The 23,246-nt window shown below is 66.9% G+C and carries 22 protein-coding genes, 1 tRNA gene and 1 riboswitch; of the genes, 7 read left to right on the forward strand and 16 right to left on the reverse strand.

Annotated elements, in window-relative coordinates:
- Positions 1-2 precede the first annotated feature (2 nt).
- From FWJ47_RS00475 to FWJ47_RS00510, 9 genes are all read right to left on the reverse strand, one after another.
- A complete protein-coding gene (locus FWJ47_RS00475) occupies positions 3-287 on the reverse strand; it encodes a helix-turn-helix domain-containing protein (RefSeq protein ID WP_246126099.1) in 285 nt (94 codons plus the stop codon).
- Positions 284-1,762, reverse strand: coding sequence for an allantoinase AllB (allB, locus tag FWJ47_RS00480; protein ID WP_147102851.1), 1,479 nt, complete (start codon positions 1,760-1,762; stop codon positions 284-286). The genes FWJ47_RS00475 and allB overlap by 4 nt, the downstream gene beginning before the upstream one ends.
- 59 nt (positions 1,763-1,821) lie before the next feature.
- Positions 1,822-2,745: a factor-independent urate hydroxylase gene (gene pucL, locus FWJ47_RS00485; protein ID WP_147102853.1), complete on the reverse strand. Its 924-nt coding sequence runs from the start codon at positions 2,743-2,745 to the stop codon at positions 1,822-1,824.
- A 43-nt stretch (positions 2,746-2,788) separates the two neighbouring features.
- Positions 2,789-3,112 carry a hydroxyisourate hydrolase gene (gene uraH, locus FWJ47_RS00490; protein ID WP_147102856.1) on the reverse strand — a complete coding sequence of 108 codons (324 nt, stop codon included), beginning with the start codon at positions 3,110-3,112 and terminating at the stop codon, positions 2,789-2,791.
- A 60-nt stretch (positions 3,113-3,172) separates the two neighbouring features.
- Positions 3,173-3,667 (reverse strand): 2-oxo-4-hydroxy-4-carboxy-5-ureidoimidazoline decarboxylase, encoded by a 495-nt coding sequence (uraD, locus tag FWJ47_RS00495; protein WP_147102858.1) that lies wholly within the window; start codon positions 3,665-3,667, stop codon positions 3,173-3,175.
- A 91-nt stretch (positions 3,668-3,758) separates the two neighbouring features.
- The gene (locus FWJ47_RS11970) at positions 3,759-3,905 is read right to left on the reverse strand and encodes a hypothetical protein (RefSeq protein WP_170228417.1); all 147 of its coding nucleotides are present in this window, start codon (positions 3,903-3,905) and stop codon (positions 3,759-3,761) included.
- Between the two features lie 61 nt (positions 3,906-3,966).
- Entirely contained in the window at positions 3,967-5,079 is a 1,113-nt protein-coding gene (gene metX, locus FWJ47_RS00500) for a homoserine O-acetyltransferase MetX (RefSeq protein WP_147108669.1), read from the reverse strand.
- Between the two features lie 72 nt (positions 5,080-5,151).
- On the reverse strand, positions 5,152-6,273 hold the full coding sequence (locus tag FWJ47_RS00505) for a PLP-dependent transferase (RefSeq protein ID WP_147102860.1): 1,122 nt from the start codon (positions 6,271-6,273) through the stop codon (positions 5,152-5,154).
- A gap of 73 nt (positions 6,274-6,346) precedes the next feature.
- Positions 6,347-6,462: riboswitch (SAM riboswitch) on the reverse strand.
- A 34-nt stretch (positions 6,463-6,496) separates the two neighbouring features.
- Positions 6,497-8,272 carry an FAD/NAD(P)-binding protein gene (locus FWJ47_RS00510; RefSeq protein ID WP_170228418.1) on the reverse strand — a complete coding sequence of 592 codons (1,776 nt, stop codon included), beginning with the start codon at positions 8,270-8,272 and terminating at the stop codon, positions 6,497-6,499.
- A 118-nt stretch (positions 8,273-8,390) separates the two neighbouring features.
- On the opposite strand from FWJ47_RS00510, the gene FWJ47_RS00515 reads away from it, so the two are divergent.
- Positions 8,391-8,479: transfer RNA gene (locus FWJ47_RS00515), tRNA-Ser, on the forward strand.
- Positions 8,480-8,576: 97 nt separating this feature from the next.
- On the opposite strand, the gene FWJ47_RS00520 is transcribed toward FWJ47_RS00515, so the two are convergent.
- The 7 genes from FWJ47_RS00520 to FWJ47_RS00550 all read right to left on the reverse strand — a co-directional run bounded on the left by FWJ47_RS00520 (position 8,577) and on the right by FWJ47_RS00550 (position 14,963).
- Positions 8,577-9,629 carry a tyrosine-type recombinase/integrase gene (locus FWJ47_RS00520; protein ID WP_170228419.1) on the reverse strand — a complete coding sequence of 351 codons (1,053 nt, stop codon included), beginning with the start codon at positions 9,627-9,629 and terminating at the stop codon, positions 8,577-8,579.
- A 506-nt stretch (positions 9,630-10,135) separates the two neighbouring features.
- Entirely contained in the window at positions 10,136-11,407 is a 1,272-nt protein-coding gene (locus FWJ47_RS00525) for a relaxase/mobilization nuclease domain-containing protein (protein ID WP_147102867.1), read from the reverse strand.
- The gene (locus FWJ47_RS12395; RefSeq protein ID WP_425465986.1) at positions 11,404-11,949 is read right to left on the reverse strand and encodes a plasmid mobilization protein; all 546 of its coding nucleotides are present in this window, start codon (positions 11,947-11,949) and stop codon (positions 11,404-11,406) included. The genes FWJ47_RS00525 and FWJ47_RS12395 overlap by 4 nt, the downstream gene beginning before the upstream one ends.
- Complete coding sequence (locus tag FWJ47_RS00535; RefSeq protein WP_147102871.1) at positions 11,936-12,214, reverse strand: hypothetical protein; 279 nt, start codon at positions 12,212-12,214, stop codon at positions 11,936-11,938. The genes FWJ47_RS12395 and FWJ47_RS00535 overlap by 14 nt, the downstream gene beginning before the upstream one ends.
- A gap of 43 nt (positions 12,215-12,257) precedes the next feature.
- Positions 12,258-13,904 (reverse strand): Rep family protein, encoded by a 1,647-nt coding sequence (locus FWJ47_RS00540; protein ID WP_246126100.1) that lies wholly within the window; start codon positions 13,902-13,904, stop codon positions 12,258-12,260.
- A gap of 366 nt (positions 13,905-14,270) precedes the next feature.
- Entirely contained in the window at positions 14,271-14,492 is a 222-nt protein-coding gene (locus tag FWJ47_RS00545; protein ID WP_147102875.1) for a helix-turn-helix domain-containing protein, read from the reverse strand.
- A 234-nt stretch (positions 14,493-14,726) separates the two neighbouring features.
- Complete coding sequence (locus FWJ47_RS00550) at positions 14,727-14,963, reverse strand: helix-turn-helix transcriptional regulator (RefSeq protein WP_147102877.1); 237 nt, start codon at positions 14,961-14,963, stop codon at positions 14,727-14,729.
- Between the two features lie 126 nt (positions 14,964-15,089).
- Between FWJ47_RS00550 and FWJ47_RS00555 the strand changes: the two genes are divergently transcribed.
- The 6 genes from FWJ47_RS00555 to FWJ47_RS00580 all read left to right on the forward strand — a co-directional run bounded on the left by FWJ47_RS00555 (position 15,090) and on the right by FWJ47_RS00580 (position 23,203).
- On the forward strand, positions 15,090-15,794 hold the full coding sequence (locus tag FWJ47_RS00555) for a hypothetical protein (protein ID WP_147102879.1): 705 nt from the start codon (positions 15,090-15,092) through the stop codon (positions 15,792-15,794).
- A 926-nt stretch (positions 15,795-16,720) separates the two neighbouring features.
- Positions 16,721-17,818 (forward strand): acyltransferase family protein, encoded by a 1,098-nt coding sequence (locus FWJ47_RS00560; RefSeq protein ID WP_147102881.1) that lies wholly within the window; start codon positions 16,721-16,723, stop codon positions 17,816-17,818.
- On the forward strand, positions 17,818-18,819 hold the full coding sequence (locus FWJ47_RS00565; RefSeq protein ID WP_147102883.1) for an acyltransferase family protein: 1,002 nt from the start codon (positions 17,818-17,820) through the stop codon (positions 18,817-18,819). Before FWJ47_RS00560 ends, FWJ47_RS00565 begins: the two co-directional genes overlap by 1 nt.
- Positions 18,820-18,829: 10 nt before the next feature.
- Complete coding sequence (locus FWJ47_RS00570) at positions 18,830-21,442, forward strand: DNA polymerase III subunit gamma and tau (RefSeq protein ID WP_147102885.1); 2,613 nt, start codon at positions 18,830-18,832, stop codon at positions 21,440-21,442.
- Positions 21,443-21,453: 11 nt separating this feature from the next.
- Positions 21,454-22,050: a recombination mediator RecR gene (gene recR, locus FWJ47_RS00575; RefSeq protein WP_147102887.1), complete on the forward strand. Its 597-nt coding sequence runs from the start codon at positions 21,454-21,456 to the stop codon at positions 22,048-22,050.
- 184 nt (positions 22,051-22,234) lie between these two features.
- Complete coding sequence (locus FWJ47_RS00580; RefSeq protein WP_147102889.1) at positions 22,235-23,203, forward strand: transporter substrate-binding domain-containing protein; 969 nt, start codon at positions 22,235-22,237, stop codon at positions 23,201-23,203.
- The last annotated feature ends 43 nt before the right edge of the window (positions 23,204-23,246 follow it).

Consider the following 23,246-nt stretch of genomic DNA (forward strand, 5'->3'; position numbering starts at 1 on the left):
GCTCAGCGGCGGCGTCGCTGAGCGGCCGTCTCGCCGAGGGGAACGAGCTTCTCCCCAAGCCCGTAGCTGCGGTTCTGCAGCTGGGTGACGAACCCCTTCGCCGTCATGGTCTTCAGCAGACGGTGAGCGGTCGCCGCGGGCAGACCGGTCTCCCCGGCCAGCTCGGAGAGGGTCGCCGCGCCCCCATGGCCGGCGATCACCTCGAGGATCTCCAGGGCACGGTCGACTGACTGCACCGAGGATCTGCGCCCATTGCCCGATGGGGGCTGCGCAGGCTCAGCGCTCACAGCACCCCCACCGCTGCCGTCTCTGCCCCGCCGGGCACGGGCCCGCCGCCCGCCGTGCCGCTGGCCAGGAACCGCCCGGTCTGGGCCAGGGCGGTGGAGGTGTCCTGGGGGCTGAAGATCTCCGTGCCGCGCAGGATCGTGCCCACCACGGTGCCGCGCAGCTCCCGGCCCGCGTAGGCGGTGATCGGGTTCTTGTGCGCCAGCCCGGAGGCCACCACCACGTGAGCCTGGGCGGGGTCGTAGATCAGGAAGTCCGCGTCACTGCCGACACTGATGCTGCCCTTGCGGTCCAGTCCCACCAGCTCCGCGGTGTTCGTGGCCATCCATCGGCTGACCTGCTCGATGCCGATCCCCCGGCGTCGAGCCTCATCCGCCACGGCGGCGAAGCCGACCTGCAGCCCGGAGACCCCGCCCCAGGCATGGGTCAGGTCCGGAGCGCCCCGGTACTTCTCCTCCCGGGTCGCCGGGGAGTGGTCGGAGACGATCATGTCGATCAGGCCCTCCTGCAGCCCCTGCCAGAGCGCATCCCTATTGCCGGCGTCCCGGATCGGCGGGCAGCATTTGAACTCGGCCGCGCCGTCGGGAATCTGCTCGGCCTCGAAGCACAGGTAGTGCGGGCAGGTCTCCACGGTCAGCGGAAGCCCCTCGTCCCGGGCCTCCTTGATCGGGTCCAGGGCGGCCGCCGATGCCAGGTGCAGGATGTGGGTGCGGCAGCCGGTCTCCCGGACGGCGTCGATCAGCCCTTCGATCGCGGTGGCCTCCGCCTCCTGGGGGCGGGTGGCCGCCCAGTCCGCGTAGCTGGTCATCCGGCGGGCCAGGGCAGGACGACGCCGAATGGTGGCCTCGGTGGCGGTGTCGATGGTCTTGGCGTCCTCTGCGTGGACGATGACCAGTCCGTCGAAGCTCTTCACCGTCACCATCGCCTCCCGCAGCTGGGAGGGAGACACCGGAGGGAACTCCTCCACCCCGGAGTCCAGCAGAAAGCATTTGAACCCGAACACCCCTGCATCGTGCAGCGGCCTCAGCTGGTCAGTGTTGCCGGGGACGATCCCGCCCCAGAACCCGGTGTCCACATAGATCTGCGAAGCGGCAGCCTGCTGCTTGATCCGCAGCGACTCCACGTCCACGGTGGGCGGGATCGCGTTCAGCGGCATGTCCACCAAGGAGGTGACTCCGCCCAGGGCGGCGGCCATCGTTCCGGTGGCGAACCCTTCCCAGTCCGTGCGGCCGGGCTCGTTGATGTGGACATGGGTGTCCACGTTGCCGGGCAGCACCTGCTCGCGAGGCTTCAGCGTGACCATGCCCTCGCCGGCGGACACGTCCGAGGCGCGCACCACCTTTGCCCGCTTGGCGGTCTCCCCGGCCTTCAGGCGGGTGATGCGGCGTATCGTGCCATCGGCTCCGATCTCCACATGGGCAGGCACCAGCTCTCCGTCGAGGAGGACCTGCTCGGCGATCAGATGGCGTACTGTCATGGCTTCGACCCTAGTGAGAGCAGGTTTCGGCGATGTTGACTGTGTGTTCACGTCCGGTATCAGCAGAACCCCCCGATCCACTCCCAGGCGGCGGGCCGGGCTGGTGCTGAGGCACGGGTGACCGAGGCGTTCATCAGCCCGTAGGGAAGCACCCCGGCCTCGAACACCTCGTTGGGGTTCTCCAGGCCGAACGGCTCCAGGTTCACCACGTAGTGGTGGTTGTTCGGCATCTCGAAGCGGATGTCCTCAATCTCGGGAACCGCCTTCAGCACGGCCTCCCCGGCGGCATAGAGGGTCTGCTGCAGAGAGAGGGAGTGCACCTGGGCGAACTGCTCCAGCACCTGCTGCTTCACTGCGGCGTAGACGGCGTCGAAGTCGCAGCTCTTCACGTCGAGATCGGCGGAGTAGAGCCACCGGGAGGTGATGTCGGTGGCCATGATCCGATCGGTGACCTCCGGCAGGGTGGTGAACTCATCGCGGGGGAAGCCGTGGAACTCACTGCCCGTCGACTTCAGCACGGTGAGGTCCTTGAACCCCGCGAGGATGTGGCTCTGGCCGTCCTCTATGGTGACCGCAGCGGTGCGGACCTCCTGCTTGGAGCGCACAAAGCTGTGGTCGTGCGGGCTGCCGTCCACGCTGATCCGCTCCCAGGGGTAGGAGTCGGCCAGCCAGCGGCCGCCATCGACCTGCGGGTATTCGGTGAAATGCTCCCCCAGGGTGAGCAGGAACTCCTCCGGTGTGGTGATGCCGTACTTCTTCGCGAAGGCGTAGACGGTGTTCTTCTGGGTATCGGTGGCGATCACCTCAGCGTTGCCGCCGTGGACATAGCAGTCTCGGTAGTCGCCGCGCAGGAAGCTGGTGACGTTAAGATCCTGGAGGGTGTGCACTTCGGTGTCCCGGTTCACCCGGACCACCCGCACCTGGGCCTTGCCGTACTGGTTGGGCCCCAGGACGATCTCACTGCTGCGGACGACGTCGGACATTGCGGCTCCTTGAGGGACTCGGGTGCGAAAAGGCGGGCGCGGCTCAGCTGCCGCGGTAGGTGGAGTAGGCGAAGGGGCTCAGCAGAAGGGGCACGTGGTAGTGCGCGGCGTCGCCGACGTCGAAGGTGATGACGACCTCGGGGAAGAAGGTCTGCTGCCCGCGGGCGGCGAAGTGCTCCCCGGTGGCGAACCTCAGCTGGTAGGCCCCGGGATCGAGCGCTTCCGGGCCGAGCTCTCCGATGCGCCCGTCCTCATCGGTGGTGCCCACGGCGATCTGGTCCCCGTTCGGAGCGGCAAGGACGACGGCGATCCCTGCAGCGGGCAGGCCCGTGGAGTTGTCCAGTACGTGAGTAGTGATGAGGCTCATGGCCCCACTGTATGAAACGTGTGTTTCAGCAATGCAACGTCGTCGACGATGCTGCCGGAGTCAGTCGGTGATGGCCTCGTCGAGGCGCAGCAGCGCGATCTCGGCCAGCTGCTCGCGGCGGACGCGGTTCTCTGCCTCGGGGCTGCTGGCCAGGCGCTCGCGCAGCTGGTCCATCATCTCCTCAGGGGTGCGCCCTTTGGCGCGGATGAGGAAGATTCTGTCGAAACGCTGCTCATACTCCTGGTTGGCCTCGATCCAGGCGAGCCTGGCCTCCTCATCCTCGCTGAGGCCGCCCTGCTCGCGGCGGGAGGCGGCGGCCTCAGCGTCGTCGCCGGAGACCTTCTCGCCGATGCGGGGATGATGGGCCAGGGCGGCGTCGACCTCCTGGTCGGTCCAGCCCTCGGCGAGCTCGGCGGCGGTTTCCCGCAGATCGGCGACGGAGGCGTAGGGGCGGCGGGCGAGGATTCCAGCCCGCCAGGAAGGGATGGGCGCGCAGGTGCTCAGCAGCTCCCCGGCCTGCTCGACCGGCTCATCATTGAATGCCCCGAGTCTCACTGCTCCCCCTTTTCTGTCGAATCCCGCCGGGGGACAGCCCCGGGCTCCACCTTTCGTCAGCGGCCTTCGCCGCTGCCGCAGAGGACTGCGCTCAGCCCTGCTTGTCCTCAGCGGAGTCTGCGGTCTCGGGGGTGGTCTTCTTCCTTGGAACCACCGGGACTGCCCCGGTGGCCATGCCGCCCATAGCAACAGGGGCGGAGGCCGTGCTGCCGTTGGACTTGGAGCTCTTCTCAGTCATGCGACACACTTTACTCCACTGCGGCGCGGGTCACACCCCGGCTTCCGCAGGACGAAATGACTCAGAGGGCCAGTGCCTCACGCATCTCGTCCCCCAGCTGATCAGCACTGGTGAGGAACCCATCGTGGCCGATCGGCGAGGAGATCACATGCGCCTTCTCCGCGCCCGGGAGCAGCTCGGCGAGCTCGTGGGACTCATGCGGGTAGTAGAGGCGGTCGGAGTCCACTGCGACGACGAACGCCCGCGCCTGCACCTCAGCCAGCGCCTTCTGCGGCCCCCCGCGGCCGCGGCCGACGTCGTGGCTCATCAGCGCCTCAGCCAGGGTCAGGTACGCATTGGGATCGAACCGGGCCGCGAGCTTCTGCCCGTGGTGGTCCATGTAGGACTCCACCTGGTAACGGCCGGTGCGGGCCAGGCTCCGGGCGGAGCCGAAGGGGTCCTCGGCACCCTGCCGGGCCCGGCCGAAGCGCTCCTGCAGCTCGGAGCCGGTCCGGTAGGTGATGTGGGCGATCCGGCGAGCCAGCCGCAGGCCGGCCTCGGGCCGGGGGCCGGCGTAGTAGTCGCCGCCGCGGAAGTTCGGGTCGTTGCGGATGGCCAGCACCTGGGCCTGGCCGAAGGAGATCTGCTCAGCCGTCGACGCAGCTCCGCAGGCGAACACCCCGACGCCGCCCACCAGCTCAGGGAAGGTCGCCGCCCACTCCAGCGCCCGGGCACCGCCCATGGAGCCGCCGACTACGGCGTGCAGCCGGGGCACCCCGAGCTGCTCGAGCAGCCGACGCTCCAGGCGGACCGAGTCCCGGATGGTGACGAACGGGAACCGTGAGCCCCAGGGAACGCCGGCGCGGTCAGGCGATCCGGGGCCGGTGGAGCCATAGCAGCCGCCCGCCATCGCCGGGGCGATCACGAACCACCTGCCGGTGTCGATGGGGCGGCCAGGCCCGAGCAGGCCCTCCCACCAGCCGGTCTCCGGGTCCGCGCCGGTGGACGCCACGTGGGTGTCACCGGTGAGGGCGTGGGCGACGAGGATCGCGTTGTCCCCGGCCTCGTTGAGCTGCCCCCAGGTCTCGTAGGCCAGCGTCACCTGCGGCAGCTGTCCGCCGGTCTCGAACTCGAAGGCTCCCAGCTCGGCGGTGCGCAGGGCCCCGCCGGGACGGTGGCCGTAGTCGTTCGGCAGCGGGGCGGCGGGCCTGGCGGAGCCCTGGTGGGGCGCGCCGGCGGCAGGGGTCTGGGTCAGCACGGCTATACCCTAAGCCAGGGCCCCGGCGGGCGTCGCAGAAAGACCTGCGTGGGCCTCCAGGGCGGCGTCGAGGTCCGCAATCAGGTCATCGGCGTGCTCCAGGCCGATGAACAGCCGCACCATGCCCGGGCGGATGCCCGCGGCCTGCCGCTGCTCTTCGCTGAGCCGGGAATGCGTGGTGACCGCGGGCCGGCCGGCGAGCGCCCGGATGCCGCCGGTGCTGCTGCGCCGGGCGAAGACCCGCAGCGCACGCGTCAGCCCGTTCGCGGCGGCCAGCTGCTCCTCGACGCGGCGTCCGGCGCTGACCTCGAAGGACACCACCGCACCGGCCCCGGCGGGCAGGTAGTCCCGGGCCCGTTCGGCGCAGGGGCTGGCCTCCAGTCCGGAATAATAGGTCCGGTGCACGCCGGGGTGGGCCTGCAGGTGCTCCGCGACCCGCTGCGCGGTGCTGGTCTGCTGGCGGATCCGGGCGGCCAGGGATTCCAGCCCTCGGGTGACCTCCGCGGCGACGACGTCGGGCAGCCGGATCTGCTGCGGGTAGCCGTGGGGTGCCCGGGTGAGCTGCTCCCGGGGCGCGGGCTCCACGGTGCCGGCGTCGACGATGACGCCTCCGGCCTGGCCGCCGCGGCCTGCGAGCAGGTCGAGGCTGGTGTGGACGACCAGGTCAGCGCCCTGCTCGACCGGCCGGGCGAGGTAGGGGGAGGCCAGGGTGTTGTCGATGATCAGTGCGGCGTCGGCCTGCCGGGCGAGCTCGGCGACCTCGTTGAAGGCGAGCACGTCGCCGCGCGGGTCTGCGATGGTCTCGGCGAGCAGGGCGGCGGTGTCAGGGCCGAGGTGCGCGGCCCAGGAGGCAGCGTCGTCGGGGTCCTGGACCACCTCGGCCTGGACCCCGTACTGGGGCAGGGCCTCGGCGAACACCGCACGGTGACGGGCGTACAGGGATGGGGTGACGACGATGCTCGCCCCCGGCTCTGCCACGTGCAGCACCGCGAGGGCGAGGGCGTCGGGGCCGTCGGCGACGGCGCGTGCCTGCTGCCCGGACTCCAGGGCGGCGAGCGCCTGCTCAAGAGCGGCGGTGGGGGTGTCGGCGTGGTCGGCTGCCTGGAGCAGCCGGGTCTCAAACTCGGTCATGCAGGTTCCTCGTATGTTCTCAAGACCCGCACCTGCGAACAGCTCGGCCGGTGGGCCTGAGCTGCGCTGGGAAGGTCCGCGCTTGCCGGCCCCGGTCTGGAGTCGGCCAGGTCATCACCCGGGGCACCCCACCGCGAACTGGAGGGTTGCCGGCCAGCAAACCGGGGTTTGGCACTGGCACTCTTGACCTTGGGACAAGTCTGCCGGAAGTCAGCGCTCACATTCAAGTGCGACGTGCGGCGTCCAGGATGTGGGAGGCCGCGGCGTCAGCGTCGGCCAGGGTGCTGGCGGTGGTGCGCGGGCCTCCCCCGGCCTCCGCGGCGATGGCGGTGCCCCACTGGGCGGAGGAGAGCTGCAGGCCCAGCACATGGACGGGCTGCGCCTCGCCGCTGCGGCTGATCAGCCGGTGCGGACGTGGTGTGACGTCGAAGCCCTTGTGCTCGGCGCCGGCGAGGCTCGCCGGGCGGGCGAGCCCGCTGCGCAGCAGCCCCTGAATCAGCGGGGAGCCGGACTGGCCGACCCTGTTGGGCGGCATCATCGCCTCCACCAGGTGCTGTGCGGCGTGCTGGGCGCCGGCCACCTGCGGGGAGACTGCCGTGAACACGTCCTGTGCGGCGTCGATGGTGTAGACGGGGCTGGGCCCGAGGATCTCGACGACGCCGGCACGCACCAGCGCCGCCAGCTCCTCGGTCCGCTGGACCGGCGCGCCGGAGGCGAGTCCCTCCACCAGCGGCTCGAACCAGGCTTCCACCTGAGCAGCACGGCTGGTCGCGCTGATGCGCCCTTCCATCAGCAGGGCCTTGAGGACGAACCGGGCGGCATGGAGGGTCTTGACCGCCATCTTCTCCGGCGAGCCGCTGGCCGCCGCAGAGGAGGCGGCATCCTCCTCCAACCAGCTGAGCACGGCGGCCCGGTGCTCCTGCGCGCTGCCGAAGCCTGTGCCGGCGAAGGGCGCGGCGTAGGAACGGGGGTCGAAGCTGCCGTCACCGCCGAATGACCGATGGGTGGCCTGCACGTCGGCGAGGATGAGGGGCCAGAGCTGCTGCTCGAAGTCCAGCTGCCCGTGCTGCTGAGCGAGCTTCTCCGCGGCCTCGGGGGTGAAGCGGGTGAGCTCCGCGCCCTGCGGCACGAAGCCTGGGGCGTCTGTCTTGGCACGGTAAGGGGTGCCGCGGCGGGCGCCGGCCACCAGCCGAGGCTCCTGCCCGGAGGGGACGTAGCGCAGCCGCTGGCCCGGGGCGGCGCCGCGAACCTCCTGGAAGCTCCCGCCGCGGCCCACGGTGACGGCGATCATCAGGTCGAAGAAGTTCAGTCCCATGCCTCGGACCAGCACGTTCTCCCCGGCGGGCAGGGCGACGAGGTCCACATCAGTGGGGACAGCCGGCGGCTGGTAGTGGAGACCGTGCTGGGCGGCCTGCTCAGCGAGCGCCGCACGGGCGGGGTCGGTGCTGAGGTCCGCCTCCACGTGGCCGAGGCTGAGCACAGCGGCGTCAGCCCGCTCGACCTTCCCGGGGAGTCCGAGGGCGAGTCCGGGCCCGCAGGAGTCGCGGCCGCTGAGGCTCAGGACTGGGTCCTGCCTCTGCTCGACGACGACGCCGGCTTGGTCGAGGGCCTCAGCCACGCGCTGGTGCAGCCGGGTGAGGTACTGCCCGTACTCGGCGCGGGAGGGGAACCATGTGCCCTCTTGGTCGCGGGCGTCGTCGTGGTCTCCATGCTCCCGCCACCAGTCGAGGAAGCTGGCGGAGCAGGAGGACGCCGGGAGCTCCTCCTGGGTGGCGCCGACGGGCGACGCGGTGGGGAACGCTGCCGGGGTGTTCATCAGATAGAGCGACGACTGGCTCGGCTCCCAGACCTTCCCGGGCCCGTGCGGGGCGGGGTCCGCGATGAGCACTCGCAGCCCGCGGGCCGGGACCCCGTCGCGTTCGACACGGGCCAGCAGCCGCTCGAGGAAGGATATTCCGCGGGGGCCTGCGCCGACGACGGCGATCACGTACTCAGTCACGGCCCACAAGCCTACTGTTGCGCTCGAGGACTCCGCGGCGGGGCGTGCTTTGCTCAGCGGCGCGGTGGCCGCTACCCTGGATAGGCACGGATTCCGGGCGACCGGTGTCCGCTGTGAAGGAGGCGTGCCGGAGCGGCCGAACGGACTTCACTGCTAATGAAGGATCCTCTTAATCGGGGATCGGGGGTTCAAATCCCCCCGCCTCCGCAGCTACCCCCGTCTGACTAGGAGTTTTCCTAGATCAGGCGGGGGTTTTGCGTCTCCACAGCCTCCGACCTACGCGGAAAACTACGCGGTAACTGCTTCAAACTGCCTTGAGCTTGCGGGCTGAGGCGGCCTCGAACATCCCCGACACATCAGCCAAGTCCGTGTAGGACTTGCGGTTCATTTCAGCATCATGACCGAAGAATGCCGCTCGGACAGCCTCCGGCACCTTGTCCAGGAACATCGTGTTCAACGTCGCCCTCCAGACGTGCGATCGCTCTGTCCTCAGCAGCTCGATCCCCAGCTCGTCGGCCAACTCGGAGTAGAGGTCGGCAACAGCCTGACGGCAGTTGCGGGGCTCCCAGCGCTTCTCTGCGTTGCTGGGGGAACCGATGACGTAGCCAGCCCCACCAGCCTCGTTGCGGCGCTTCAACAGCCGCCCGGCCACGTCCGCATTGAGAACAGGCACCCGGCGACCCCTGCCCGTCTTGGAGATGTCCGGCGTGACCTCGACGAAGATTTTGCCGTCGTCGGTCACTTCGATGTGATCAGTCCAGGTGACCTGCGTGCCCTCGCTGATCCGTAGACCAGTAGCTGCCTGCAACAGGGTCAAGTCGATGGCGTTCTGAGCCTTGGCGATGCGGTCGGCCTGGCTCCATCTGCCGCGCTTCGGCGGTTCCAGATAATCCGCCGGATTCAGGCTCAGCAGATGCTCGATCACCCGGTCATAGTCAGCCTGGGCCAACGACTTGCCGCCGCGAATCTGATCAGGCTTCGGGCCTATGAGGTCCTTGTCGGCGATGCCTGCCAGCGGGTCCCCGGCCAGCAGGTCATCGCGCCGGAGCTGACCGGACACGTACTTGCCCAGTACCGTCCTGGCCTGCTTCGCAGAGGCGTAGCCGTGTAGCTCGGCGATCTCCCGCAGACAGCGCTCATAGGGTCGCGCCTTGGCCCCTCGCTCGATGGTGTGCTGCCGCAGGCTGTGCTGGTGTGTATGCCCTTTGCAGTCCCCCAGCAGCAGGCCCAGAAGCTCTGTGTAACGGGTCCGGGTGCTCTCCTTCAGATCGGTCTTGGCGATGGCTTCGCGGCTCACCTGGTCGGCGTAGCCGCCTAGATTGTCCGTTCTTCGCCAATCGCCCGTGCTGCTGAGCAAGTCCTCGGCGATACGCTTGGCCTTCGCTCGTACTTCACCTTTGGTCGCCGCCTGCGTGCGTGACCTCTTGACCTGGCCGTCAAGCAGGCGGACGTATCAGTCAAGCTTCCACGGGCCGGTCTTGTCATCGCGGTACGGAGTCGACTTATCAATGGAATGCTGACCAGGGGCCAACGCAGATTTCTTAGGCATAGCTCTCATTATGCGTAGTTTTTCAACGGGGTTCAATAGTCCACTGCCAAACCCACCCGGAGCCGGGAGAAGGTGCGGAGGGCACCGGCGCGCTATTCAGCGCTCCGATCAGATCACGCGGTCTGTGTGTCCGAAGAGGGCGAAAGCTTGGATAGGCTCTGCGGCGCAGGCTGGGTGCGCCGTAGGGTCCGGGCTGCTCCTTCTTTTTCGGGCGTGATCTGCCGGTGATGCTCCGGCTGGCTGTTGGTGCTGCCGCACGCCGCCGGGGGCGGCGCTTGCCCTGGCGGAGCGGACTACAGCGGGTGCCGGGCCGGTCACAAGCTCATTCCTCGGTCTTGGGTCTTTTCTCTGGATTTCCGGGTCGCGGCGCGAAACTCGTCTCGTGCAGCCTGGCGGCGCTCATCCTCGGTCTGCGGGACCTTACCCGCAAGCGCCTGCATCGCCTTCTGACGGGCGTTCTGCGGCTTCGGCTGTGGGTCTATGCGGTGGGTCTTGAGTGCCTGCTGATATGCCGACAGCTGCGCTGGCTCAGTGACGTGCTCCGGCTCGGCGTCCTGCTTCGGCTGCGGCCTGCTGCGGAATGTCGGCCACTCCGCTGCGGGGCGCTGGGGGACCTGCTGCTGACGACGCCGCTCACGCTCTCGGAGATGCTCTTCAGCCACCACGGAGGCGTTCACCTCGTTCCTGTCGAGGCGACTCTCGGCGGCGGCGACCTGCTGCGCCTCGTAGCCGGGAAGCTGGTCATCCAAGATCTGTTGCCGGGCGTTGAGCACGAACCTCTCCCGGGTCTGCGCTTCGGCGAACTCCGGGGTCAACTTCGTGGCCGCTTTTCGAATCTCCCGGCCTTCGTATCTCATCGCGTAGTGCCACCCAATGCGCTCTGTTCCATCCTTGGCGGTGCGCTTGGTCTGCCGCAGCTTCACACTCTGCTCTGACAGCGTCTGGCGGTAGCTGGCGAAGTCGACTGATCGGGTGTCCCTCTGCGCGGCGGCGATCTTGTCACCGAGGGTACGTTCGAACCCACCGACGGCGAACTCCTCACGGCGCAGCGCCCAGCCGGGGTGCTCGCGGTGAGGGTCCTTCTCCACCAGCAGACCCTCACGCTCCATCACCATGTCGTTGACGCGCTGCACACCGCGATCCCATCGCGTGTTCTGGCTCAGCGCCTTGCCAGTGAGATTGTCATGGTTGAGGACGTAGCAGTGGAAGTGAAGATGTCCGCGATCGGTATGCGGCACGATGACGTGATCGGCAGACTGCATCGCCTCCATCGTCCGCTGGGCGACCTGCGCGCCTCTGGCGACATCGGCGGTGTTCTTTGGATCGAACTCTTCTGGGCGGAATGCCTGGATGTAGAGCTGTGCTTCCTTGGTCCGCCCGTTGGCCCTGGCGAGAGCTTCGCCGCGTTCCACGAACTGCTGCACAGTGGGATTCTCCGCACCTGCCATGCGGATGAGGATTCCGTGATCTCCGGCGCGCTCCACGGCCTCGGCAGAGGGTGCTTTCACACTCTCGCCGGGACCGTGGATGCCGTAGCCGAGCGAGTCATCGATAGACGCGCTGCCCATCGTCTTGATGGTGCTCATACCGCGGTCCTGTCTCCGAGGGCGGCGCGCAGATCGTCCACCTTTTTGATGGTCTCCCCCAACAGCCGGGCGAGACTCTCTGCATCGCCTCCCCGCTTATGGCCGCGCCTCACCTCCTGATTGAGATTCTGGCCGATCCGCCGAAGCTCTTCGACGCATTCGCCGATCTGCGGATCGGGTGCCGGAACTGAGGCGGCGACTTCCAACGCAGCGACACCATCACGACGGGCATCCAGAGCATCCAGGAGAGTCTCCCGTGCCCATGCTGAGGGTTTGACCCGCAGAGCTGATGCACGACCCCGAACAGCGGTCTTCTCAGCGCGGGTGAGGCGTACATCCAGAGACTCATCGCGGCGATCATGGTTGTGGTCGGAGGCGTCGCTTTTTGGGGCAGAAGTACTGAGGATCCTGGGGCGCGAGGTGTCTGAGTATCCTGACAGGCCAGCATGCAGACTGTCCGACAAGTCGGAAGATCGCGCTGGCCCGGCGGTCCGAGGATCCTCAGGATCCTGCGGTCCGGCGGGGGCCTCAACGCTGCTCATGCCGCGCTCCTGTCTCGCGCTGAGCCTCGACCTTCGGCTGCGGCGACTGCTGCGTCGGCTGCGACCGCTTAGCCAGCTGTGTCGCAAGCCGAGTCACTGCCTCAGGCGTGGTCGCCTCCTGCTGCTCGGCAACGGCCTTGCCGAGGGCGAGATATGCCTTATCGAACGCCTCCTCCTGCTTGCACTTTTCGGCACGCTCGGCGGCCTTGATCTTGCGATTCAGCTCGTTGCGCGCTGCCTTCAACTCTGCTGCTGTCTTTGCCATGATCCTGCTCCTTCTGTGTCGCTGCTTTTTCCTGTCTGATGAATTAATGCCCGGACTGCTGGTCCCACGGCGAGGGGATGTTGTCGAACACATTTCGCGACCGGCCAGCAGCCTTCGCCAGCTCGTCCGCATAGGCGAGGTCTTCGGCCTCCTGGCGACGCATGGCGCGCTCAACCGCGAGGTCCAAGTCTCGACCAGGAGCAGGCAGCTGCGACCAGTCAGCGGCCTCAGCGAAACCCACATCGGGGCTGGCGCCAGCCAGGCCATGGAGCAGCGCAGCAGTGGCACCTTCGGCGGTGCATTCGATCACCTCCGATGAGCCGTAGGTCAGCGACAACGTGTTGTGCTGGGCGACGCCACCGGGACCGGATGTCACCAGCCGTCGTTGATATGACTGGACCTTCCCAACCTGACTGACCAGATAACGCTGAATGTCGTCCTCGCGATAGACCTGAACGATGGACTGCAGCCGCCTGATGAACTGGTCCAGAGCTTCGTCCACCTGCCCCTTCTGCCGGGCGTAGAAGAAGAACTCCACCGGCTCGATAGTGGCGGTGATGACGATCATGCGCGGGGCCACCTCGGCCTTGTTCTTGTAGCGGGCCTTGGCCGGGCTGGCGTTGTACGGATCGAGCAGCAGAAGCCAGTCATTGGCATCCATCGCGGAGGCGCGCAGATCGTCCAGCAGAACAATCTCCTCACCCTTCCAATCGTCCATCGGGTTACCTGTGGCGACGCGGTAGACCTGCCACAGCTCCCCACGTTCAGAGGCCCGGCGGATCGCCTCGCTGATCATGCCGTTGGCGAAGCGCGTCTTACCGGCGCCAGCGTCACCGTGGATGTACGCGGCCATGATCTTGTAGTCACCGTTGCGGAGCTTCGCAGCAGCTCGGTAGGCCCGGCGCTTGGCGTAAACCTCGAAAGCCTTGTCGCAGACTTCGGGGTGCCGTTTGTAGGTCTCGTAGAGCTCATCGGTGAGAACAATCTGCGATTCTGTGAGCTCGCCGTTGAGGATCTTCTCGCGGAGGTCCTCAATGTCCTCGGCGGCCTTCTTCTTCTTGACCTGAGCGCGGCCCTTCAGCCAATCTGCCCGGCGCTCCTGATAGACCGCCGTGTAGTCCCGGCCACGAACAGTGGCGACATCGGCAGGCTCGTACTGGAACTTGTCGTCGTACTTGATGTGGATCAGGTAGGCGAGCATGTTGTCGTAGGCATGAGCGCCGCGACCAGGCTTCTCGACATACTGAGCCGCAACACCGATCCGCTTCGCCAGGTAGCCCAGCGGAGCCGAAGCCTTCCGATCCTTGAACTTGATCACCATATGGATGTGGCGGGGCTTCAGCTCAGTGACAGATTCGCCGCGCGCCTCGTCCCAGACTTCGCGCTCATCACGATCGTGGATGATGCCGTAGGCCTCGCCTACGACCGTGCCCGGATGCTTGTCCTCGCCGCCGGAAGCGAAGAAATCGCCTTTATGCTCCAGCCGCTGCACGACGTAATCGGTGAGCTGCTCGGCGGTGCCGTACTCGACCAGATCGATCGCAGCCTGCCGACTCAGGCCGAGCCGGTTGCTGACAATGGTGCCGTCTTTGGCCTTGCGCTCTGCAGTGTTCGCGTCGGCCCAGTCCCAGTACTTGGGGTCGAGGTACTGCGTCACGCCGATGATCGTTGGATTCTGCTGCTTAGGCACCGAGATCACCCCCGAGACGGGCACCTTTGCCCAAGGCGGCATCAAATGTCCCGCAAAGGTCCCGCAAAAGTCCCTGCAAATGTTCCCGCGAGATTGCGGGCCTGCGGCTCTGGGAATCTAGTGCTCGGAAGTGGTGGCGAAGCTTACGCTTTGCCCTGGTAAACCAGGCAAAGCGACGCCCTGCCACCACCGCGCGGGCGGGATTCGACAAGCCCATCCCGCCCGCGCGTAGAGACAGTGTGGAGTCATTTAGAGGGGTTTTTGCCAGAAAACTCTTGGAGACCCCCAGAGACCCCTGTTTGGACACCAGGAACGGACATGCAGAAGGTAGCGGGGAGACTGCTGCGGTGGTTGCGGAATCGCGCATCATCGACGCACCTCCTGGGTGCGCAGATACTCGTCGAGTGAGTCCAACCGATACAAGACCTTGGAGTTGATCTTGACGAACGGTGGACCGTCACCCTGGGAGCGCCATTTCGCCAGCGTCGCAGACTCCACGCCTAAGTAACGCGCAGCATCAATGGTGTTGACCGAGATTGGTCGGGAATTCGCTGGGAGGCCAGCAGTAACAGACTTGATTGCGGGCATGACAGAGTCATCCTTCTTTTCAGAAGCGATGACTCCCTGGCTCTGAGGGGAGCTGGGACCATCTTCAGTCCCCAGGTATCAACCGACCCTTGGCGTTAATGCCCTCCCGGCACTGGCATCAGGGCCTTCCGCTGAAGCGGTGCGTGCTCTGCCAGATATTCGGTTGGCAGCAGTATGACACAGATGCCCTCAGCTGACCACCCTTGCCCTGACCGGATGAGGCGACTTCTACTTCTAATCGCGGTGCCACACCGGCGCAGTCAGCTCGTCCAGGCTCACCCCGAGCGCGCGGGACAGCTTCAGCCAAGTCTTCAGATCGCCGTAGTACTTGCCGTTAGACAGCTGCACGATGGTCTGCCTGCCGACGCCAGAAGCCTCCGCAAGCTGCTCCAGGGTCATGCCCGCGTCCACTCGCGCCTTGCCAAGGATGTGCTTCAACTGATCGAGGTCGGGATCAGACTGAAGCGGCATAGTTTTCTGCTCATCCCAGGTCAGGCAGTTAACACAGCACTGGATCCAGTCCTATTTGGATAGGCTTCGGTGAAGTGATGCTTTTCTCGCACCATTCCCGCTCCAACGAATCTCGAAAGCAGAATCATGCACAAATTCACACGCAAGGGCACTGCCGTCTCCGCTGCCCTGTTGTTGGCCCTTACCGCCTGCGGTGACAACGGCGACGACGCCGACACCAGCACCGACGAGGACACCGCCACTGAAACCGAGGCCACCGACGAGGAGGCCGCCGAGGCCGGCTTTTTCGACGACGAGACTGACGAAGACGACGAAGCCCCCGAAGAGTCACCTAGCGTTGAGGACCGTATCGCTGAGTATGAAAAAACAGCCGAAGTGATCGACGTGGAAGCCGCCGACTTCCTCGATGGCTTCATGGTTGAGGAGGGTCGCGTCGAGCCTTTCGAAATTACGGCGGACATGATCGCTGATGTCACCACTGAGGTCGAGCAGCCGGACCTGGATTTTGACCCGCACTACATCACCGCTCACACTCACGTGACCTTCGTTGACGGTGCCTTCGAGCACCTCGATCCCGATCTATACCAGATCTACGCCTTCACCTGTGACTACGAGGAAGAGGACCACCTCGCCGCTGTGAGCAGCCAGCTCAAGCGCATCGTCGATGACCTCAATGGCATCCAGCTGCCTACTACTAGAGCCGAGGAGGACGAGTTCGATTGGGATGATCTGCCCGACAACTCCGAGCTCGACTACCCATTCCCCTCCAGTAACCAGTGGACCGTCTACACCGAGACCGACGCCTGCGACTCAGACCACTGGCACGACTGACCCGCAACTGAATAGCGACGACCCCTGAACTGAACAGCCATATTCATCCGAACCGCCTCGTGGCCTGACGGCTGCGGGGCGGTTTCTTTTGTCCCACTTCCCAACTGATCACACCTACGCGGAAAACTACGCGGTAAAGAGTCATTCTTGGCTATCTGTATCCATCTGTGGCGATGGAGTCACACGCCAGAATCCCGCTCTGATCAGGGCAAACAGTGCTCTGACATGAGACCCCGAAACATAATCGCAGATAAACCGGGGATCGGGGGTTCAAATCCCCCCGCCTCCGCAGCCATGGGGCCCGGAACCACTCAGCGGTTCCGGGCCCCATCTGTATCCGCTGACCCCCAAACCTTTTGAGCCGGGCCCTGACCAGTCTTCACAATCCAGCCTGACACCCCCTCAGCCCCCAAGATGTTAAGCCCACGTAACGGTTGCTTATAGGGGGCTCCCAGGTGGGACCGGCGCATGGAATGCTGGTGAAGGAACGGGAGGGGGACACTTTATAGCTTCACTGCACCAAAATGCATATCACCATACAAAACTTATAAAAACATTTACTTTAGGATTGGCATAAAAGTGTCGCGTTCCAAGGATTCCCTGTTGGCTGGACAGCATGGATGCAGGTCAACCAAGGAACTGGCACACAAATCACCACCAGCAACAACTAGTCCTTTTCCCGAAAGGTTCAAAATGGAAGCCGCCGCACTATCCTCCTGGATTTTCCTCATTTTGGCAGCGCTCGTGGTCGTTGCTCTCACAGTGGGCATATCGCTCTACTTCCTCAATAAGCGTAGACAACGAGGCTGACCATATTTGCCCGCAATAAAATAAGTGGGGCCCGGAACCACCACGGTTCCGGGCCCCCTCTGCATCTGATCAGGCCTCTTGGCCCCGGTTTTTCAGGTCACGCTAAGCTTGATCTGATGCGAGAGGGACCTTCAACCGCCGCCGCGAGCGCAGGAACGGATGCGCCCGCCGGGCCGCGGATGGACTGGATGGACATGCTGCGCGGTGTGGCCGTGCTGCTGGTGGTGGTGCTCCACGCCGCCGGGATCCCCCGGGCCAACGGCGCCGGCATCGAAGCCTGGACCGAGATCAACATGTATCTGGAGCCGTTCCGGATGCCGCTGCTCATGTTCCTGTCGGGAATGCTGCTGCCCCGCTCCCTCTCCAAACCTATAGCCCAGTACCTATGGGGGAAGTTCGCGGCGATCGTGTGGCCGCTGGCGATCTGGATGGTCGGCTTCGGCTTCCTGATCTACCACGGCGGCCCAGGCGACCTCGGCTACTGGCTCAACGGCGACTATCTGTGGTTCCTCATGGCCCTGGTGCTCTGCTACGCCGCAGCCCTGGCGCTGCGCCCTGCCACGACGACGTCGTACACGTGGGCGCTGCCCGCCGCGTCCCTCCTCATCGGGTCGCTGATGCTGTTGGCCCGGCACGCTGAGGTCACCGACCTGCTGCTGATCAGCCGCACCCTCTACTACGGGGCGTTCTTCTTCCTCGGCGCGGCCGCTGTCCGGCTGGTGGACCGCTGGGTGAAGGCGCCTGCCGCCCTGGTGCTGCTGCTGGGCATCTACGCCGGCTACATGTCCCATCTGGCGGTGGATGACCCGGCACTGCGGCTGGGCTCGCTCTACGCGGCCCCCACCGCACTGGCCGGGATCGCCGTCGCCCTCTGGGCTGCGCCCCGCATCTGCCGGCGCCGGCTCCTGCCGGCACAGATGCTGCGGTTCCTGCAGTGGTGCGGCCGGAACTCGATCGTCATCTATGCGGCGCACTTCCCGGTGATCATCCTTGTCCACCGACTGATGCGTGAGCTGGACGCGGAGCCGCTGGTCTACGTGACCGTCTGCACCCTGGCAGGCATGGCCATCACCCTGCTGATCGCCGCCGCCCGCCCGTGGACCCCCTGGCTGTATGTGGCGCCGCGGGCCGGCAGGGTCCAGGCCCGGCTGTCCCAGCGCGCCGCCGGGAAGGCCGCTGAGGCCCACCTGCCCGAACCTGCCCGGCGCGTCTGATGAGCACGACGTCGGCCCCTCCCCAGTCCGCCCGCGGCACCGACGCCCGCATGCGGTGGATGGATATGCTGCGCGGACTGGCCGTGCTGCTGGTGGTAGTGCTGCACGCCGCGGACATCCCCATGTCCAACGGCAGCGGAAGCCAGGAGTGGTCCCATTTCAACCGGTACTTCGAACCGTTCCGGATGCCGCTGCTGATGCTCCTCTCCGGGATGCTGCTTCCGCGGGCGCTCTCCAAGCCGGCGGCCTACTACATCCGCGGCAAGCTGGCCGCCGTGGTGTGGCCATGGCTGCTGTGGATGGTCGGCTACGGGTTCCTGGTCCACCACGCCGGCCCCGGGAACCTCAACTACTGGCTGACCGGCGGCAGCTACCTGTGGTTCCTGGGCGTGCTCACCATGTGCTACGCCGTCGGTCTTGCCTTCCGCCCCGGAGCCTCCCGGCCGCTGGTGCTGCTGGTCGGCTGTCCGGCACTGGCGGCGGCGATGCTGGCGACCCGGCACTTCACCGACTGGGACCTCACGCTGATCAACCGGTTCCTCTACTACGGGGCCTTCTTCTTCCTCGGCGCGGCCGTGGTGCACTTCGCGGGCCGCTGGGTGCGCGCCCCCTGGCCGCTGATCCTGCTGCTGGCAGCGCCGGCCGCCGTGCTGTCCCACTATGGGGTGTCCAATGTGGAGCTGCGCTTCGGCACCCTCTGCTCGGCCGGCACCGCGGTGCTGGGCCTGGCGGTGCTGCTGTGGGCCGCACCCCGGATCTATGAGCTGCGGCTGGCCCCCAGGCCGCTGCTGCGCCTGCTGGAGTGGGCCGGACGGAACTCAATCGTGATCTACGTGGTGCACATGCCCGCCGTCGTCCTGGTTCACCGGCAGCTCAGCGGCCTTGACCTGGGAGCTTTCGCGCACGTCTCCCTGGTGACCGCCGCGGCGCTGGGAATCTCCCTGCTGGCAGCCCGTCTGCGCCCGTGGACGGGATGGCTCTACGTGTTCCCGCGCAGGTAAGGTCTTCGTCGTGACCACTGCCCTGTACCGCCGCTACCGGCCCGACACCTTCGCCGACGTCATCGGGCAGGAGCACGTCACTGCCCCGCTGGTCACCGCCCTCGGCAAGGACGCGGTCTCCCACGCGTACCTGTTCTCGGGGCCGCGCGGCTGCGGCAAGACCACCTCAGCCCGCATCCTCGCCCGATGCCTGAACTGTGCGCAGGGCCCCACCGGGAACCCCTGCGGACAGTGCGATTCCTGCCGGGAGCTCGCCACCGGAGGCTCCGGCTCCCTGGACGTCATCGAGATCGACGCCGCCTCCCACGGCGGTGTCGACGACGCCCGCGACCTCCGCGAGCGGGCCACCTTCGCGCCGGTGCGGGACCGGTACAAGATCTTCATCATCGATGAGGCCCATATGGTCACCGCGGCCGGCTTCAATGCGCTGCTGAAGATCGTCGAAGAGCCGCCCGAGCACATCAAGTTCATCTTCGCGACGACCGAGCCGGACAAGGTCATCGGAACCATCCGCTCCCGCACCCACCACTACCCGTTCCGCCTGGTGCCGCCGGAGCCCCTGCTGGACTACCTGGAGCGGCTCTGCGCCTCCGAGAGCGTGGCTGCGGCACCCGGGGTGCTGCAGCTGGTGCTGCGGGCCGGCGGCGGCTCGGTGCGCGACACGCTCTCCGTGCTGGACCAGCTGATCGCAGGGTCAGACGCCGACGGGATCGCCTACGACCGGGCAGTGGCGCTGCTGGGCTTCACCCACGCCGCCCTGCTGGACCAGGTGATCGACGCCGCGGCAGATCTTGACGGGGCCAAAGCCTTCGAGGTGGTGGACCAGGTGGTCCAATCCGGCCAGGACCCTCGCCGATTCGTCGAAGACCTCCTGGAGCGGCTGCGGGACCTGATCGTGGTCAAGTCCGTGCCGGAGAATCCCGGCGCCATCCTGCGCGGAGTCCCGGAGGACCAGATCCGCGTGATGGTCGCCCAGGCGGGCAGAGTCGGCCCCGCTGAGCTCTCCCGGGCAGCGGACACCACCGCTGCCGCACTGACCGAGATGGTGGGGGCAACCTCACCGCGCCTGCACCTGGAGCTGCTGATGGCCCGCCTGCTGCTCCCCCACGCCGAGTCCGGGCACTCCTCCCTGGCGGCTCGGCTAGAGCGTCTCGAGCGCCGCATGGACTTCACCTCCGGCGCCGGCTCCACACCCCCGGCCGAGGCCCCCGCCCCGGCAGCGCAGCCGGAGTCGGAGCCTGCCCCGCAGCCGGCTGCCCCCACGCCGCCTGAGACCGTGCCTGCCCCAGAGTCCCAGCCCCAGGCATCACCTGCTGGAGCAGATCTCCCCGATCCGGAGGCCGAATCCTCCGCCCAGAGTGGTGAAGACCCCCCAAGCAGCTCCGGTGATCGGGCTCCCCAGGAGCCGACGCAGCAGCACGACGACGGCTGGGCCGCTCCAGGGGTCAGCTGGGGCCCTCCGCCCGACCCAGAGCCCTCTCCTTCTGCGCAGCCCGAGGCACCTCATCAGCCGCAGCAGGAGGCGCCGACTTCGCCTTCTGCTCCTCAGCAGCAGCGGCCCCAGCACTCGGAGCAGCCGAGTGAGCCTCCTGCTGCCGCACCCACCCCGGCCTCGGCCCCTGAGCAGGCCCCGCCCGCACCCAGCGACGGCGGGTCGAGCTCTCATCAGATGATGCAGCGGGCCTGGCCGGACATCGTGGAGGCGATGAAGTCCCGGTCCCGAATGCTGTGGATGCTGGTGAAGGGCAACGTGACCGTCGGCGGGTTCGACGGTCAGACTCTGACCCTGAACTTCGCCAACGACGGCGCCCGAAGCACGTTCACCAACCGGGGCGGCAAGGATGCCCTGGCTGAGGCGATCCACCAGGTGCTCGGCATGCAGGTGTCCTTGGACCTGGCCATAGGCGGTGGAGCGCCCCCAAAAGCTGAGGGCCGGCGCCCTCAGCAGCCGGCCGACCCGCAGCAGCCGACTGACTCCGCGCCCCCGGCCGACGTCGAGCCGGCACGCCCCTCCCCGGGCGGGGACGCGCCCCGTTCGCCCGGCGCGCCCCCTGAGGGTGAGGAGAACTGGCTGTCCGACCCGGAGGACTGGGCAGGCCCGGACACCTGGCAGCCGGGCCCTGAAGAGGCTCAGGCCCTCCAGCGGGCCGCAGTCAACAACCGCTCAGCCGCGGCTGAGCCCGCTGTCGGCACTGCGCCGGACCAGCCGGCGCCTCAGCGCTCGCAGGTGCCGGAGAAGCCGGTGGTTCCGATCTTCGCCCGTAAGTCCAAGAATGCTCCGGTGGCTGTGCCCGCCCCCTCCTCGGACGGCCTGGATGACGTGGACGAGACGCCGCCCCCGGAGCCGCCCGCGCCGGCCCCTCACCCTGAGGAGCCGGAGGACCCGAGCGCTCCCCCGCCGGACTGGGCGGAGACTGCACCCCCGTCCCCGCCAGCCGCACCCGCCCGGTCGCACTCCTCCCCGCCTGCCCAGCACCAACAGGGCCCCGGAGATTCTGAGGACGTCCCGAGCGAGGACGACGTCGAGATCACCCACTCCGGGGTGTTCGGACGGCGTGCCATTGAGCGGATCCTCGGCGGCGCGCTCATCGAGGAGCGGCGTCTGGACGAGCAGGCGCACTAAGGTGATCTGCTGTGTATGAAGGCGCGGTCCAGGACCTGATCGACGAGCTCGGCCGGCTGCCCGGCATCGGGCCCAAATCCGCCCAGCGGGTGGCGTTCCACATCCTCGAGGCTGACGCGGAGGACATGAAGCGTCTGGCCGCGGCGATCAGCACGGTCAAGGACAAGGTCCAGTTCTGCGAGATCTGCTTCAACGTCTCCGAAGAGTCGAAGTGCCGAATCTGCCGGGACGAGCGGCGCGACGGTTCGGTGATCTGCGTGGTCGAGGAGTCCAAGGACGTCATGGCGATCGAGCGGACCCGCAGCTTCCGCGGCCTCTATCACGTGCTCGGCGGGTCCATCAACCCGATCGCGGGTGTCGGCCCCGACCAGCTGCATATCCGCGAGCTGCTCACCCGCCTCTCCGACGACGAGGTGCAGGAAGTCATCATCGCCACCGACCCCAACCTCGAGGGTGAGGCGACCGCCACCTACCTGGTGCGGATGCTCGGCGCCGTCGGAATCAGGATCACCCGGCTCGCCTCCGGCCTCCCGGTGGGCGGGGACCTCGAGTACGCCGACGACGTCACCCTCGGCCGCGCCTTCGAAGGCCGCCGCAGCGTGAGCTGATCCCTCCCCTTTTCCCAAAAAGCTCACCCCTGAAGGACTGTTCTCCAAGAACTTGTTCACATCCCTGTAACACCACCTCATTCTGGCGTAATGAGTCCTGCGTACGGTGAAGAACGCTTCACCTGCTTGAAGGAGAGGCACCTCGCACGTACGCACAACCAAAGAGAACTGAGGTTACAAGTCGATGGACTCCAAGACTCCCCTGATGCGCGGCGTCGCACTCTCCGCAGCCGCCCTGCTGGTTCTGACCGCCTGCGGCGACAACGGCGATGACGACGCTGACGTCGACGAGGACAATGGCGCCGACGTCGAGACCGAGGACAACGGCGACGACGTCGACACCGATGATGAGGACGCCGACGGTGATGACGACGCTGAGGCCGGTGCCGACGACGACGAGCTGACCATCGCGCTCTTCGGCGAAGAGCCCTACTCCTGGATCGGAGATGACGGCGAGCCCACCGGTGCGACCATCGCCGTGGCTGAGGAGATCTTCGAGAACCGCCTCGGCTACGAGGTCACCATTGAGGAGGAGCCCAACTGGGACAACCTCATCCCCGGCATGAGCGCCGGACACTGGGACGTCGTCTCTGCGGGCATGTCCATCACGGAGGACCGCTGCGCTGAGGCCGCCTTCGGCGAGCCGGAGCTGGTCTACACCACCGCCTTCCTCGTGGAGGAGGGCAACCCTGAGGGCCTGGAGACGTTCGAGGACCTGCAGGACGCTGACCTTGACGTCGTGGCCCTGTCCGGTGCTGTCGAATCCGGCTGGATGGAGGACGAAGGCATCGACCACGACACCGTGGACAGCGCCGATGACGGCATCGACTTCGTCGACGGCGGCCGCGCTGACGTGTTCGCCCTGACCGCCATCTCCCTGGAGGCCATGGCCGGCGACATGGACGGCCTGGAGGTCACCGACTCCTTCGCGCACGAGCTCTCCGTGGGCGCCCACGCCTTCCACCCGGAGGACGACGAGCTCCTTGAGGAGTTCAACGCCGAGCTGGAGGACCTCATGGAGTCCGGCGAGTACCTCGAGCTGGTCGAGGAGTTCGGCTTCACCGAGGACGAGATGCCCCCGAGCGGCCTGACTGCCCAGGAGCTCTGCGAGGAGGACCCCGCTGAGCTGACCGAGGAGTACATCGAGGACTGATCCTCGCCCGCTGAACGATCCCTGCGGCCGGCCTCATACAGGG

It is taken from the genome of Nesterenkonia populi (assembly GCF_007994735.1).
GTDB lineage: Bacteria > Actinomycetota > Actinomycetes > Actinomycetales > Micrococcaceae > Nesterenkonia > Nesterenkonia populi.